Source organism: Haemophilus parahaemolyticus (assembly GCF_002015035.1).
GTDB lineage: Bacteria > Pseudomonadota > Gammaproteobacteria > Enterobacterales > Pasteurellaceae > Haemophilus_A > Haemophilus_A parahaemolyticus.
The window spans coordinates 1-13,852 of sequence record NZ_MUXY01000012.1 but is presented as its reverse complement, the minus strand read 5'-3'; the positions used below and the strand labels follow the sequence as shown (position 1 = coordinate 13,852).

The following is a 13,852-nucleotide window of genomic DNA, read 5'->3' as shown; positions in this document are numbered from 1 at the left end:
AAATAATGCTTCTCTCCCACAAGGGGAGAGGAGAATAAGAAAATTATCGACCAAATTTTGTTGCTAATGCAGCTAAACTTTCTGCTGATGCTGCAGGTGCATTAGTGTCTGGTTTCTTCGCTTTTGGCGTAAATTTACGAGCCGTTTTATTTTGCTCAACTCGCTGTTTTTTGAAGAACTCTTTACGTTGTGCTTTACGTTGTTCTGCTTTACGAGCTGCAACCGTTTCACGAGATTGTGCTAAAGTTTGTGCTGCGTGTTCAGCTTGTTGTTCATCAACGATACCCGCTTCTTCGCCTTGTAAACCTACACGCACAGCATTTGGTTTGCATGCTGCAAGATAGCGCCAACTCATTGTATAACCGCGTAATGCTTGACGAAGCTGTGTTTTGCTTATGGTTTCATCGTCAGCTAATGCTGCGGCCAAATCTTCAAATAAACCGATTTTAATTGGTTTTGCTTCACCTTCTACACTAAAACAAATCGGGAATTTTTCTGCTAAATAGGCAATAATTTCTTTAACAGGTGGATTTACTTTATTCGTATTTGAAGCTTTCTCACTGGTTTCAACTGCTGCTTGTACTTCTTGTTCAGACATAATTTCTTCCGTTTTTAACTGAAAATAAGGGGTTAGATAGCATAAGACTTAAAGTGGTAACTATATTTTATTTAACCCGCTTCGTCCATAGATTTACCTAATTTTTCGTGTAAATAGGTCAATCATTTTAGCGGAAAAGTTCAGATTATTTTCCTCGCTCTTTCCTATCTTAAAAATAACATTTGCTTTCTTGATGAATAAGTGGTCTAATCAGCACGCTTTTGCGACTTAATGTGATCGCTTTCTTCTCAAAAATGAGAGTGTTTTAGTTATCCATCATCTCTCTTTAGCAATTTTGATTTATTTTTAGAAGGAAAACACTATGTCAGCATTAATCGGCACAGTAAAATGGTTCAATGCAACCAAAGGTTTCGGATTTATCGCACCAGAACAAGGTGGCGAAGATATTTTTGTACATTTTTCAGCAATTGAAAATAATGGTAGTTACCGTACGTTAGAAGAAGGTGCTAAAGTTCAATACGAAGTGCAAAAATCAGATCGTGGTTTATCTGCAGTAAATGTAAAAAAAATCTAGTTTTTAACTACGTATATCTCTATTTTTAACCGCACAATTGTGCGGTTTTTTTTGTCTTTTTTTCATCAATTATTTCTTGTTGTTTCAATTTTGTGATCTATTTCACAGATTTTTAACAGATACAACTTTAATACCATAAAACTAATATTGAAACTAAAGGAAATATTATGGTGACTTGGCTACAAAATTATGCTGCTATAGGCGGTAGTTTATATATGACAGCTACGATGGCGTTGCTGCCGATTGTGTGCTAATGCGATTGGTGGGGTAACGGGTAAAATGATTTCACCACAATCTATCGCAATTGCGTGTGCAGCGGTAGGCTTAGAAGGCAAAGAATCTGAGTTGCTCCGTTTTACGATTAAACACAGTTTGATTTTCTGCACATTCTTAGGTTTACTCACCGTACTTCAAGCTTATATATTGCCGTGGACGATGATTTCCTTCCATAAATAATCATAGAGATAAATGCAATTTTATGTTGTTCGTTCGTAATGAAATGGGCTTATCTAATTTCTTGGTAGATACAATGGACAGGGGAGCTCTGCCTATTGTCATTATATTGAGAGATAAAGTAAATATTTCTGAAATATTTACTAATCTTATTGGTCAGTAAAACCTTTTAATTCCTATATAATGAATAGTTAATTTCTATCTGAAATTTCTTTGATAAAGTGTTAGTATTTTCAATAGATAAGAAAGAATTAAATGTTTTTATCTATCGATTTACTTGAAAAATTTTATGTCATGGAGAAACCTATTATGTCAGAGAAATGTCCTTTCGCACACTTAGCTGCGACAAACTTAACAATGGGTAACGGTGCACCCGTTGCAGACAACCAAAACAGCTTAACAGCTGGTCCACGTGGTCCATTACTTGCACAAGATTTATGGCTTAACGAAAAATTAGCTGATTTTGTACGTGAAGTAATCCCAGAGCGTCGTATGCACGCTAAAGGTTCTGGTGCATTTGGTACTTTTACTGTAACACACGATATTACTAAATATACTCGTGCAAAAATTTTCAGTGAGGTGGGTAAAAAAACGGAAATGTTCGCACGTTTTACTACCGTGGCAGGTGAACGTGGTGCAGCAGATGCTGAGCGTGATATTCGTGGTTTTGCATTAAAATTCTATACTGAAGAAGGTAACTGGGATTTAGTTGGTAACAATACGCCAGTATTCTTCTTACGTGATCCACGTAAATTCCCAGACTTAAACAAAGCGGTAAAACGCGATCCACGTACTAATATGCGTTCAGCAACTAACAACTGGGATTTCTGGACATTATTACCAGAAGCATTACACCAAGTAACTGTTGTAATGAGTGATCGTGGTATTCCTGCAAGCTATCGTCATATGCACGGTTTCGGTTCTCACACTTATAGTTTCTGGAACGAAGCAGGCGAACGTTTTTGGGTAAAATTCCACTTCCGTACACAACAAGGCATTAAAAATTTAACAGATGCTGAAGCAGCAGAAATTATTGCAAATGACCGTGAAAGCCATCAACGTGATTTATATGAGGCGATTGAACGTGGTGATTTCCCTAAATGGACATTATTTGTACAAATTATGCCAGAAGCAGATGCGGAAAAAGTGCCTTATCATCCATTCGATTTAACTAAAGTATGGCCGAAAAAAGACTACCCATTAATTGAAGTCGGTGAGTTTGAATTAAACCGTAACCCAGAAAACTTCTTCGCGGATGTAGAACAATCTGCGTTCGCACCAAGTAACTTGGTTCCGGGTATCGGTGCAAGTCCTGACAGAATGTTACAAGCTCGTTTATTTAACTATGCGGATGCACAACGTTACCGTTTAGGTGTGAACTACCGTCAAATTCCAGTAAACCGTCCGCGTTGCCCAGTTCATAGCAACCAACGTGATGGTCAAGGTCGTGTAGATGGTAACTACGGTAGCTTGCCACACTACGAGCCAAACAGCTTCAGCCAATGGCAACAACAACCAGACTTTGCTGAACCACCACTTCGTATCAACGGAGATGCAGCACACTGGGATTATCGTAACGATGATAACGATTATTTCAGTCAACCACGTGCATTATTTAACTTAATGAATGCAGAACAAAAACAAGCATTATTCAACAACACGGCAGCAGCAATGGGCGATGCACCTGATTTCATCAAATATCGCCACATTCGTAACTGTCACTGGTGTGATGCGGCATACGGTGAAGGCGTTGCGAAAGCATTAGGTTTAACCGTTGAAGATGCATTAAAAGCTCGTGATACTGACCCTGCATTAGGTCAAGGTGGATTGTTATAATTGTTGATTTTAGTTAACAATTAGATAGAAAAAAACGGCAGTTTTTCATCAGAAGAACTGCCGTTCTTGCTAAATAGGAGAGAATAATTTTAAGCTATTCTTCCAAGCCATTTGAGCGATCAACCCTGGTTCTTCGTTTCTCAACTTACACAAATAACGGAAGGTTTCTGCTACTCGCTCAGGGCGGTTTGGTTCTCCTTGAAAGCCAAAAACAGGCATATCGGGGGAGTCAGTTTCTAAAATAAGGGATTCAAGCGGTAATTTTTTGATTGCTTCTCGTGTTTTATTGGCTCGAGCATAGGTAATCGTACCACCAACACCAATTTTGTAGCCAAGATCAACAAAGCGTTTGGCTTGGTCGTAACTACCTGCAAAGCCGTGCACTACGCCCGTATTGGTTAATTTCGCTTTTTTCAAAAAGGTAAACAACGCATCGTGGGTTTTGCGAGAATGCAAATTAACAGGCAAATTAAACCGCTTGGCAAGAGTGAGTTGTGTTTCTAAAAACTCGCATTGTTTCTGCCAAAGCTCAGGTGTTGCCACATCTGCCACTGCTTTTTCAAGCCCTATCTCTGCAATTGCAGTGCAGAGTGGATCTCGCTCGCTTAATTGGCTTTCTAACAAATCTAAATGAGCGAGTTCGTGCTGGCGAATATAGAGTGGATGTAGCCCCAAACCATAGCGTAAATGCTTGGGTGATTGATGAGCACAAGCGGTCACTTTTTCAAAATTTTCTGCAAAAACTGCCACGATAAGCATTTTCTGCACGCCTGCGTTGCCTGCATTTTTGACTAACTGTGGAATGGATAAATTAAGTGCTTCTGCCAAGTAGTCAAGATGAGTGTGTGTATCAAAGAATTGCATATATCAATTTGGATTTAGTCATTGGGCAAAGGGAAGGAGTATACCTTCCCTACGTATTATGATATGTATTTAAAGTTTAGAGCTTCTCCAGCTTTGCCATTTTCGCAATCAGCCACTTAATGCCATTACCTTGGAACGCAATTTGCAGGCGGGTAGCTTCGCCTGAGCCTTCGACATTGATAATCGTACCTTGCCCGAATTTAGCGTGATAGACCTTCTGCCCCATTTTCCAAACATCATCTTCTAAAATGGAAGCGGTCGTTTTTGGCGGATGTTTTGCAACGGTGCCGAAATTTGCCGCACGGTTAATATTGCCACGTAAGCGAATTTCTCGGATATTTTCTTCTGGCAATTCAGCAATAAAACGCGATGGAATATGGCGTTCTTCCTTACCGTAAAGGCGACGAAGTTCAGCATAACTAATGGTTAGCTTGCGTTTTGCTCGGGTAATACCTACATATGCCAAGCGACGTTCTTCTTGCAATCGTCCTTCGTCAAAGCTCATTCCGCTAGGGAAAATTCCTTCTTCCACGCCCACCATAAATACGCGGGGGAATTCCAATCCTTTTGCTGAGTGAAGTGTCATCAGCTCCACATACTCTTGATGTGGCGAGGCTTGTGCTTCGCCTGCTTCTAATGATGCATGGGTTAGAAAAGCGGTTAATGGTGTGAGTTCTTCAGCCTCTTCTGGCGGAGTAAATTGCTTGGTTGCAGTGACCAACTCTTCTAAGTTTTCGATGCGAACTTCGCCTTTCTCGCCTTTTTCTTGCTTGTACATCTCATACAGACCAGATTTTTTAATCACAAAATCGGTTTGTTCTGCAAGTGCCATTTCTGAAGTTTCTTCATCCATGGCGTTAATCAGTTCCACAAAGCGAAGCAGAGCGGACGCGGAGCGACCAGAAAGTTGCTCTTCATTTAACGTTACTTGCACCGCTTGCCAAAGAGTGATGGAACGTGTGCGAGTAATTTGGCGGATAGTGTCCAAGGTGCGATCACCTATACCTCGCGGTGGGGTATTGACCACGCGTTCAAATGCAGCATCATCTTGGCGATTAGCAATTAAACGCAGATAAGCCAATGCATCTTTAATCTCTTGGCGTTCGAAGAATCGCATACCGCCATAAATGCGGTACGGAATATTGGCTTGAATTAAGGCTTCTTCAATCACGCGTGATTGGCTGTTGCTGCGATAAAGCACGGCACATTCTGAATAGCTGCCCTCATCCTCTTTCCATTGCTGAATTTGTGAGGCAACAAAACGGGCTTCGTCTAGTTCATTAAAGGCACAATAAATTTCAACAGGATCGCCATTGCCACTTGCTGTCCAGAGATTTTTACCCAAACGGTTATCATTGTTGGCAATCAGCTCATTTGCCGCCGAGAGAATATGCCCTGTTGAGCGGTAATTTTGCTCTAGTCGAATGGTTTCCGCATTTGGGTAATCTTTTAAGAAACGTTGGATATTTTCCACCTGAGCCCCACGCCAGCCGTAGATCGATTGGTCATCATCGCCCACAATCATTACCTTGCCCGAATTACCCGCAAGCAGTCGGATCAGATCATATTGAATATTGTTGGTGTCTTGGAACTCATCGATCAAAATATGCTGGAAGCGTTGTTGATAGCGTTGCAAAATTAGCGGTTTTTTCTTCAACATTTCGTAGGTGCGAATCAGTAATTCCGCAAAATCCAATAAGCCTGCACGGTCGCACGCTTCTTGGTAAAGCTGGTAAATTTCAACTAATTTTTTCTCATTCAGATCATTGTGATGTTCAATATCTTTAGCTCGATTACCCTTATCTTTTTGGGCATTGATATACCAAGCTACGTGTTTTGGTGGAAAATGTTTTTCATCAATATTGTGTAATTTCAGCAAACGTTTAAGTAATCGGACTTGGTCTTCGCTGTCCATAATCTGAAAATCTTGTGGCAGATCAGCATCTAAATAGTGAGAACGTAACAGACGGTTGGCAATACTGTGGAAGGTTCCTACCCACATACCAAACATGGAATGATTGCTTGTTTGAAAAAGCGTACTTTCGATACGATGACGCATCTCGCTAGCCGCTTTGTTGGTAAAAGTTACTGCTAAAATGTTTGATTCAGGCACATTTTCTACACCAATTAACCACGCAATACGGTGAGTGAGTACACGAGTTTTACCTGAACCAGCCCCAGCTAACACCAAATAATTGCCAATAGGGGCAGCGACTGATTCGCGTTGTTTATCATTCAAGCCATCAAGTAATAAAGAAAAATCCATTAGTTAGCCTATATTTGTTTTTTTATACAGTGAGATTGCAAGATTATAGCCTAAAGCGGTCGCTTTTGGGAAATGTTTTGCGAATGGTTATAAAGTGTTAATTATTAATTAAGAATTATTTGCATTTCAATTTCATTGGAAATATAATAAAGACAGATCAATTCATCAAAAAATAGTCAATCCCAAAAGGAGATTTCTCTTATGCAATTTAAACACTTCAAACTAGCAGCACTTGCAACACTCACTTTTTCTGCCAGCAGCTTCGCTGATATCACTGTTTATAATGGTCAGCACAAAGAAGCCGCTGCTGCTGTAGCAAAAGCCTTTGAACAGGAAACAGGCATTAAAGTTACGCTAAATAGTGGGAAAAGTGCACAACTGGCAGGTCAATTAAAAGAAGAAGGTGATAAAACACCAGCTGATGTTTTCTATACTGAACAAACAGCGACTTTTGCTGATCTTTCTGAAGCAGGGCTTTTAGCTCCAATTTCAGAACAAACCATTAAACAAACTGCACAAAAAGGTGTACCACTTGCACCGAAAAAAGACTGGGTTGCGTTAAGTGGTCGTTCTCGCGTAGTAGTTTACGATCACACTAAATTATCTGAAAAAGATATGGAAAAATCAGTGCTTGATTATGCTACCCCAAAATGGAAAGATAAAATCGGCTATGTGCCAACTTCAGGAGCGTTCTTAGAGCAAGTTGTCGCTTTAAGCAAAATGAAAGGGGACAAAGTTGCACTTAATTGGTTAAAAGGCTTAAAAGAGAACGGTAAACTTTATGCTAAAAATAGTGTGGCATTACAAGCCGTCGAAAATGGCGAAGTACCTGCTGCGTTAATCAATAACTATTATTGGTATAACCTAGCAAAAGAAAAAGGTGTTGAAAACCTAAAAAGCCGCCTTTATTTTATTCGCCACCAAGATCCAGGTGCATTAGTTAGTTATTCAGGTGCAGCAGTATTGAAAGCCTCTAAAAATCAAGCTGAAGCACAAAAATTCGTTGATTTCTTAGCGAGTAAAAAAGGTCAGGAAGCATTAGTGGCAGTGCGTGCAGAATATCCGTTACGCACCGATGTGGTTTCACCATTTAATCTTGAACCTTATGCTAAATTAGAAGCTCCAGTGGTATCTGCAACGACAGCTCAAGATAAAGAGCATGCGACCAAATTAATTGAAGAAGCTGGATTGAAATAATTCAAATATTGCGTGTGTGGATTTGAAAAAATTCACGCACGCGTTTACAATTCTCCTCCAAAACTAACCGCTTGCGTGCGTGAACTGAGGGTTCACATTCCTAAAAGGATTTAACTTTGCCTCGCAGACCGCCATTCTGGCTCACTTTACTTATTATCTTAATCGGGCTTCCGTTATGTTTGCCGTTTCTGTATGTCATTTTACGAGCGACAGAGGTGGGATTAACGCGAAGTGTTGAACTATTGTTTCGCCCTCGAATAGCTGAATTATTAAGCAACACAATGCTTTTAATGGTTTGTGTAACTATTGGTGCTATTTCACTTGGCACGCTTTGTGCTTTTTTACTTGAACGTTGCCGTTTTTTCGGTAAAGCCTTTTTTGAAGTAGCAATGAGCTTACCACTCTGCATTCCAGCCTTTGTCAGCTGTTTTACGTGGATTAGCCTAACCTTTCGGGTGGAAGGCTTTTGGGGCACGATTGGCATTATGACGCTCAGTTCTTTTCCGCTGGCTTATCTACCTGTTTCTGCAACTTTAAAGAGACTCGATCGTTCGTTAGAAGAAATCAGTCTTTCTCTTGGTAAAAGCCCAACTTATACCTTCTGGCATGCCATTTTCCCGCAACTTAAACCTGCCATTGGCAGCAGTATATTACTGATTGCCTTACATATGTTGGTTGAATTTGGTGCAGTGTCAATTTTAAATTATCAAACCTTTACCACCGCCATTTTTCAAGAGTATGAAATGTCGTTTAATAACAGTTCAGCAGCCTTACTTTCTGCGGTGTTAATGGCAATTTGTACTATTATCGTATTCGGTGAAATCTTTTTTCGTGGCAAACAAACACTGTACAACAGCGGTAAAGGCGTTACACGACCTTACTCCGTTAAAATGCTGTCATTCGGCAAACAATGTGCCACTTTTGCGTTCTTTTCCTGCATTTTTATGTTGAGCATCGGTGTTCCTGTGGCGATGCTGATCTACTGGCTGATTGTAGGAAATTCACGTGAAGGAGCGGTCGATTTTTCGGAATTTTTTGCAGCTTTCAGCCATTCGTTGACAATTTCAGGCTTAGGTGCATTGCTTACCGTGATTTGTGCATTGCCGTTGGTTTGGGCTGCCGTTCGTTATAGTAGTAAATTAACTGTCTGGATTGACCGCTTACCTTACTTGCTTCACGCTGTACCAGGCTTGGTGATTGCATTATCGCTGGTTTATTTTACGATAAACTACGCCAATGCCATTTATCAAACTTTCTTGGTAGTAATTGTTGCTTATTTTATGCTCTATCTGCCAATGGCTCAAACTACGCTTCGCGCTTCTTTGGAGCAACTTTCCGATAATATCGAAAAAGTCGGGCAAAGCCTTGGGCGGAGTCCGTTTTATATTTTCCGAACGCTCACTCTGCCTGCGATGTTGCCAGGGATTGCCGCCGCCTTTGCGTTGGTCTTTTTAAATTTGATGAAAGAATTGACCGCTACACTTTTGCTTACACCGAATGATATTAAAACCTTATCCACCGCGGTGTGGGAATATACCAGCGATGCCCAATATGCTGCTGCCACGCCTTATGCGTTGATGTTGATACTTTTTTCGGGTATTCCTGTGTTTTTGTTAAAAAAATATGCATTTAAATAGAATGAAAGAGACATTACTCACCATCAAAAATCTAAATAAATTTTTTGGCGAACAGCAAGTGTTGAACGATATTTCTCTGACCTTAGCACGGGGTGAAATGCTCTTTTTGCTCGGTGCTTCTGGCTGTGGAAAAACCACGCTGTTGCGTGCTATTGCTGGCTTTGAGCAGCCGACCAATGGCGAAATTTGGCTCAAAGAGCGGTTAATTTTTGACGAGAATTGCAATCTACCAACGCAACAACGCCATCTCGGTTATGTGGTGCAAGAGGGCATGCTGTTCCCGCATCTAAATGTGTATCGCAATATTGCTTATGGCTTGGGAAATGGCAAGGGCAAGACTATAGAAGAGTGCACCCGTATCGAACAAGCGATGAAACTCACGGGGATCAGCGAATTAGCCGAACGCTTCCCGCATCAACTTTCTGGCGGCCAACAACAACGTGTCGCTCTTGCTCGAGCACTTGCTCCTAACCCAGAATTAATTTTACTGGATGAACCGTTTAGTGCCTTAGACGAGCATCTTCGCCAACAAATTCGCCAAGAGATGCTCCAAGCACTTCGCCAAAGCGGTGCTTCCGCCATCTTTGTTACCCACGATCGTGATGAAGCCTTACGCTACGCTGATAAAATCGCCATTATTCAGCAAGGTAAAATTTTACAAATCGACACACCTTGCTCGCTTTATTGGTCGCCTAATCATCTTGAAACGGCAAAATTTATAGGCGAAAGCATTGTCTTGCCTGCCTATAGAATTGATAAAAATATGGTGCAATGCCAGCTTGGATGTGTGCCTATTCAGCCTACGCATAGTGATGCGACAAGCGGTCAAATTTTGTTTCGTCCAGAACAATTCAGTTTGGTCAATATTTCGCAAAATAGTACCGCTTGTACGGTCTCGACTTTTGAGGCTATCGTGCAAAACATTGAGTTTAGAGGCAGAACGACTGCTGTTCAAATTGCGATAAATCACTATGAAATTTGGGTTGAAATCGGTTATATGCCAGAGCTTAAGATTGGGGAAAGGATTGATGTGTATTTGCAGGGAAGTGGAAGGTTTTATGCAGAGTAAGCGGTAAATTACAAATTCAATTGTAAACTTCACCGCTTATTATCTGGTTATTGATATTCAAAAATCACGCGTGGGGTAAGTTTGGTTATCAGCTCATAGCTAATCACGCCAATGTGTTCAGCGATTTCTTCAATGAGTAAGTCTTTGCCCCAGAATATCGCTTCATCGCCTACTTTATCTTGGCTATCAGCACCAAGATCGACCGTAAGCATATCCATTGAAACGCGTCCGACAATTGGTACTTTACGGCCGTTAATCAGTACAGGCGTACCTTCAGGTGCATTACGAGGGTAGCCATCGCCATAGCCCATCGCGATAACGCCAAGTTTAGTGTCTTGCGAGCTAACCCAAGTGCCGCCATAGCCAACAGGTTCGCCCGCTTTGTGCGTACGAACGGCAATGAGAGAAGAGGAAAGTGTCATCACAGGTTGGAAGCCAAGATGAGTGATGGGTTCGTAATGGGGGGAAATGCCATGCATAATAATGCCTGGGCGTACCCATTCGTAATGTGCTTGCTTCCAATAGAGAATACCGCTAGAAGCGGAAATACTGCGAGCATGTTCGGGGTAAGCTTGAGTGGCTTGTTCAAAGGTAGAGATTTGTTTTTCGGTGTAGCCGCAATCTAATTCATCGGCACGGCTGAAATGGCTGACAAAGCTGATGCTTTCGACCAACGGGCATTTTTTAAGGCGTTGATAAAATTCATCTACTTGCTCAGGATGCACACCTAGTCGGTGCATTCCTGTATCGATTTTTAACCAAACATTGATCGGAAAATAGATCTTAGTTTTGCGTTTCCAAAAGCCTTTTTGTTGCTCTTCTTCCCATTCTTTGGCGACTTGCTCTAGCAACTCAAGCTGTTCATAACAGTGAATCACACTGTCAAAGCGACGGGAAAGGGTTTTGAGCAACTCTTCACGATCAAAAAAACCTTCAACTAATAAAATTTTGCCTGTGTAGCCTGTTTCTTGAATTTCAAGTGCTTCACGCAGCCGTGCAACACCAAAGCCATCCACTTGGTCGGCTAGAATGTGAGCTGCAGGAAGAAGACCTTGCCCATAGGCATTGGCTTTGATCATAGCAAGTAGTTTTTGATTAGGTGCGAAGGATTTGATGAGCTGAATGTTGTGGCGAAGTGCCGCACTATTGATGGTTGCAATGGCTGGTTTCATCTTGTTTTTATCACTTCAAAAATAAAACCATTATACGCTCGAACTTCATTTCTGGACAAGGGATTGCAAAAATTAGATAATTTAACCACTCATTTTCAACGGATTACCGCAATGCTAACCCTTCTTCATACGCTTAAAGAGCAAAAAATCATTTCAGAAATCAATTATCAATTTGCTAAATTGATTGATCGTAAACAGCAAGATTACAACTACTCGTCATTACAACAGAATTTGGCGGTGTTTTTAGCGGCTCTTGTTTCGTTTAATGTGATGCAAGGGCATAGTGCAGTGCGATTAAGTTCGAATGCGGTAAAAAATCCGTTTGGTTTGCGAGAGTATCATCCAGAGCAGGCAATATGGTTGGCAGAGATTTCGCAAAAGATTGAGCAAAGTTTACCGCTTGAATGGCAAGAAATTTTGGCTGATCACATTGCTTTTAGTCGCGATGTAACTCAAGTTGCTCCAATGCTGTTTCAAGGCGAGTTAATCTATTTTTATCGCTATTGGCAAGCGGAACATCAGATTGCTCGTTACCTGCAACAAGCGGTTGAAACAGAAATAGAAAATGCAAATGTGGAAGAAGATCGTGAGATTTTGGAACGATTGTTTGGTGCTACTCAAACAGATGAAATTGATTGGCAAAAAGTGGCGGTTGCAACGGCACTGTGTAAACGTTTTTGCGTAATTTCTGGCGGACCAGGTACAGGGAAAACGAGAACGGTAGCTCGCTTGTTGGCAGCATTGCAATTAAAACAAGAAGTAGAAAATAAGGGCTTACTGAATATTGCGTTGGTTGCTCCAACAGGGAAAGCGGCTGCTCGCTTAAAAGAGTCAATTATTGCGAACTTGGATGAGCTAGATTTACCGCTAGCGATGAAAGAGAAGATGGAAATTAATGCGTCGACAATTCACCGTTTGTTAGGAATGCGTCCGCAAAGTGATCAGCCGATATATCACCAGAAAAATCCGCTACATTTGGATCTCTTGGTGATAGATGAGGCTTCAATGATCGATCTATTTTTAATGGAAAAATTGATGAGTGCACTCAAGCCAAGTACACGCTTGATTATGTTGGGTGATAAAGATCAGCTTGCTTCTGTTGAGGCTGGGGCGATTATGGCTCAACTTGGCTATTTTATTACGCAAGGTTACAGCCAAGCACATACCGATTATGTGGCTTCAGTAACGGGGTATCAATTAACGGCTCAATCTGACGGCTCAGCGATTCGTGATTCGCTTTGTCATTTACGTAAAAGTTTTCGTTTTGACGAAAATTCGGGTATTGGTTTATTGGCAAAAGAAGTGAATGCACAACAAGCGGTAAAATCTTGGCAAACTATTGCAAATAGTCAGTATGAGGACTTGGAATATGTAGCATATCCAACGGTTACTGAATTTACTGAGAAAAGCCAGTGGATACAACATTGTGCGGATTTGGTGGTACAAAAAGCAGTAGAGTTATATCGCGATTATTTGCAAAAAGCAAAGGCAAGAGAACGCCAGCCTGAATCTGTTTCTATCGAAGAGATATTCAAGGCGTTTCAAAAAGTCCGATTTTTGGCAGCGTTGCGTGTGAGCGAGCTAGGAGTAAATCGATTAAATCAGTTGGTTGCGGAGGCATTGCAAAAAGTGAAGTTAGTAAAATTTGGGCATTCACGAGACAGTTATGTAGGAAAGCCGATTTTGATTACCGAAAATGCGCCCCAACATCATATATATAGTGGTGATATTGGTATTATTCTGCCAGATGAAACCAGTGCATTACGGGTTTATTTTGATACGAAAGTAAATGGTGATTATTTGAGTTTATCGATTAGCCGAGTTCCAGCGTATGAATCTGCTTATGTAATGACGGTTCATAAATCACAAGGTTCAGAATTTGAACATTCTTTATTTGTGATGCCATTGGCTAGTTCACAAGTATTAACGAAAGAATTGGTGTATACAGCAATTACGCGTGCGAAAGAAAAATTTACGTTATTTGGTGAGGAAAAAACGTGGATGACAAGCGTAAAAGCGAAAGTGCAGCGCCAAAGTGGATTGCAAGAGCAGTTAATCGACATTTTTAGCTAGAATTTCATTCGAATTGTATTAAATATGTTCTCTTGATTAAAAAATCAAGATTTTTTGCAAAAAGTGCTTGCACGAGTTTTATTTTTCTCTATAATGCACCTCACACAACGACGCACTGTTGTGAATGATTTAAATTGATATGCAGTGCGTCG

General features: G+C 40.9%; 11 protein-coding genes. 7 read left to right on the top strand and 4 right to left on the bottom strand.

Features of this window, described 5'->3' with window-relative positions; all coding sequences use genetic code 11:
• Positions 1 to 43: 43 nt before the first annotated feature.
• Entirely contained in the window at positions 44 to 598 is a 555-nt protein-coding gene (gene proQ, locus B0185_RS07825) for an RNA chaperone ProQ (protein ID WP_005707457.1), read from the bottom strand.
• A 322-nt stretch (positions 599 to 920) separates the two neighbouring features.
• Between proQ and B0185_RS07820 the strand changes: the two genes are divergently transcribed.
• From B0185_RS07820 to B0185_RS07810, 3 genes are all read left to right on the top strand, one after another.
• Positions 921 to 1,133 carry a cold-shock protein gene (locus B0185_RS07820; RefSeq protein ID WP_005707454.1) on the top strand — a complete coding sequence of 71 codons (213 nt, stop codon included), beginning with the start codon at positions 921 to 923 and terminating at the stop codon, positions 1,131 to 1,133.
• Between the two features lie 243 nt (positions 1,134 to 1,376).
• Positions 1,377 to 1,589, top strand: a complete 213-nt coding sequence (locus tag B0185_RS07815) for an L-lactate permease (RefSeq protein ID WP_005707461.1) — start codon at positions 1,377 to 1,379, stop codon at positions 1,587 to 1,589.
• 306 nt (positions 1,590 to 1,895) lie between these two features.
• Positions 1,896 to 3,422, top strand: coding sequence for a catalase (locus tag B0185_RS07810; RefSeq protein ID WP_039863422.1), 1,527 nt, complete (start codon positions 1,896 to 1,898; stop codon positions 3,420 to 3,422).
• Between the two features lie 69 nt (positions 3,423 to 3,491).
• Here B0185_RS07810 and B0185_RS07805 read toward each other — a convergent pair whose 3' ends face one another.
• Both B0185_RS07805 and uvrD read right to left on the bottom strand, forming a co-directional pair.
• Positions 3,492 to 4,286 (bottom strand): TatD family hydrolase, encoded by a 795-nt coding sequence (locus B0185_RS07805; RefSeq protein WP_005707435.1) that lies wholly within the window; start codon positions 4,284 to 4,286, stop codon positions 3,492 to 3,494.
• A gap of 76 nt (positions 4,287 to 4,362) precedes the next feature.
• Entirely contained in the window at positions 4,363 to 6,552 is a 2,190-nt protein-coding gene (gene uvrD, locus B0185_RS07800; protein WP_005707437.1) for a DNA helicase II, read from the bottom strand.
• A 201-nt stretch (positions 6,553 to 6,753) separates the two neighbouring features.
• Between uvrD and B0185_RS07795 the strand changes: the two genes are divergently transcribed.
• The 3 genes from B0185_RS07795 (at position 6,754) to B0185_RS07785 (ending at position 10,455) form a co-directional block, all read left to right on the top strand.
• A complete protein-coding gene (locus B0185_RS07795; protein ID WP_005707471.1) occupies positions 6,754 to 7,749 on the top strand; it encodes an iron ABC transporter substrate-binding protein in 996 nt (331 codons plus the stop codon).
• Between the two features lie 116 nt (positions 7,750 to 7,865).
• Positions 7,866 to 9,386 (top strand): ABC transporter permease, encoded by a 1,521-nt coding sequence (locus B0185_RS07790; protein ID WP_005707468.1) that lies wholly within the window; start codon positions 7,866 to 7,868, stop codon positions 9,384 to 9,386.
• Entirely contained in the window at positions 9,373 to 10,455 is a 1,083-nt protein-coding gene (locus tag B0185_RS07785; protein ID WP_039863419.1) for an ABC transporter ATP-binding protein, read from the top strand. Before B0185_RS07790 ends, B0185_RS07785 begins: the two co-directional genes overlap by 14 nt.
• Before the next feature lie 47 nt (positions 10,456 to 10,502).
• Here the strand turns inward: B0185_RS07785 and alr are convergent, their stop codons facing one another.
• A complete protein-coding gene (alr, locus tag B0185_RS07780; RefSeq protein WP_005707452.1) occupies positions 10,503 to 11,627 on the bottom strand; it encodes an alanine racemase in 1,125 nt (374 codons plus the stop codon).
• 111 nt (positions 11,628 to 11,738) lie between these two features.
• On the opposite strand from alr, the gene recD reads away from it, so the two are divergent.
• Positions 11,739 to 13,700, top strand: a complete 1,962-nt coding sequence (recD, locus tag B0185_RS07775) for an exodeoxyribonuclease V subunit alpha (RefSeq protein ID WP_039863418.1) — start codon at positions 11,739 to 11,741, stop codon at positions 13,698 to 13,700.
• Positions 13,701 to 13,852 lie beyond the last annotated feature (152 nt).

What these genes read in the sequence shown, in the direction of transcription:
- proQ (WP_005707457.1), bottom strand. Translation starts at nt 598, where the DNA reads ATGTCTGAACAAGAAGTACAAGCAGCAGTTGAAACCAGTGAGAAAGCT.
- uvrD (WP_005707437.1), bottom strand. Translation starts at nt 6,552, where the DNA reads ATGGATTTTTCTTTATTACTTGATGGCTTGAATGATAAACAACGCGAA.
- B0185_RS07785 (WP_039863419.1), top strand. Translation starts at nt 9,373, where the DNA reads ATGCATTTAAATAGAATGAAAGAGACATTACTCACCATCAAAAATCTA.
- recD (WP_039863418.1), top strand. Translation starts at nt 11,739, where the DNA reads ATGCTAACCCTTCTTCATACGCTTAAAGAGCAAAAAATCATTTCAGAA.
- alr (WP_005707452.1), bottom strand. Translation starts at nt 11,627, where the DNA reads ATGAAACCAGCCATTGCAACCATCAATAGTGCGGCACTTCGCCACAAC.
- B0185_RS07795 (WP_005707471.1), top strand. Translation starts at nt 6,754, where the DNA reads ATGCAATTTAAACACTTCAAACTAGCAGCACTTGCAACACTCACTTTT.
- B0185_RS07810 (WP_039863422.1), top strand. Translation starts at nt 1,896, where the DNA reads ATGTCAGAGAAATGTCCTTTCGCACACTTAGCTGCGACAAACTTAACA.
- B0185_RS07820 (WP_005707454.1), top strand. Translation starts at nt 921, where the DNA reads ATGTCAGCATTAATCGGCACAGTAAAATGGTTCAATGCAACCAAAGGT.
- B0185_RS07805 (WP_005707435.1), bottom strand. Translation starts at nt 4,286, where the DNA reads ATGCAATTCTTTGATACACACACTCATCTTGACTACTTGGCAGAAGCA.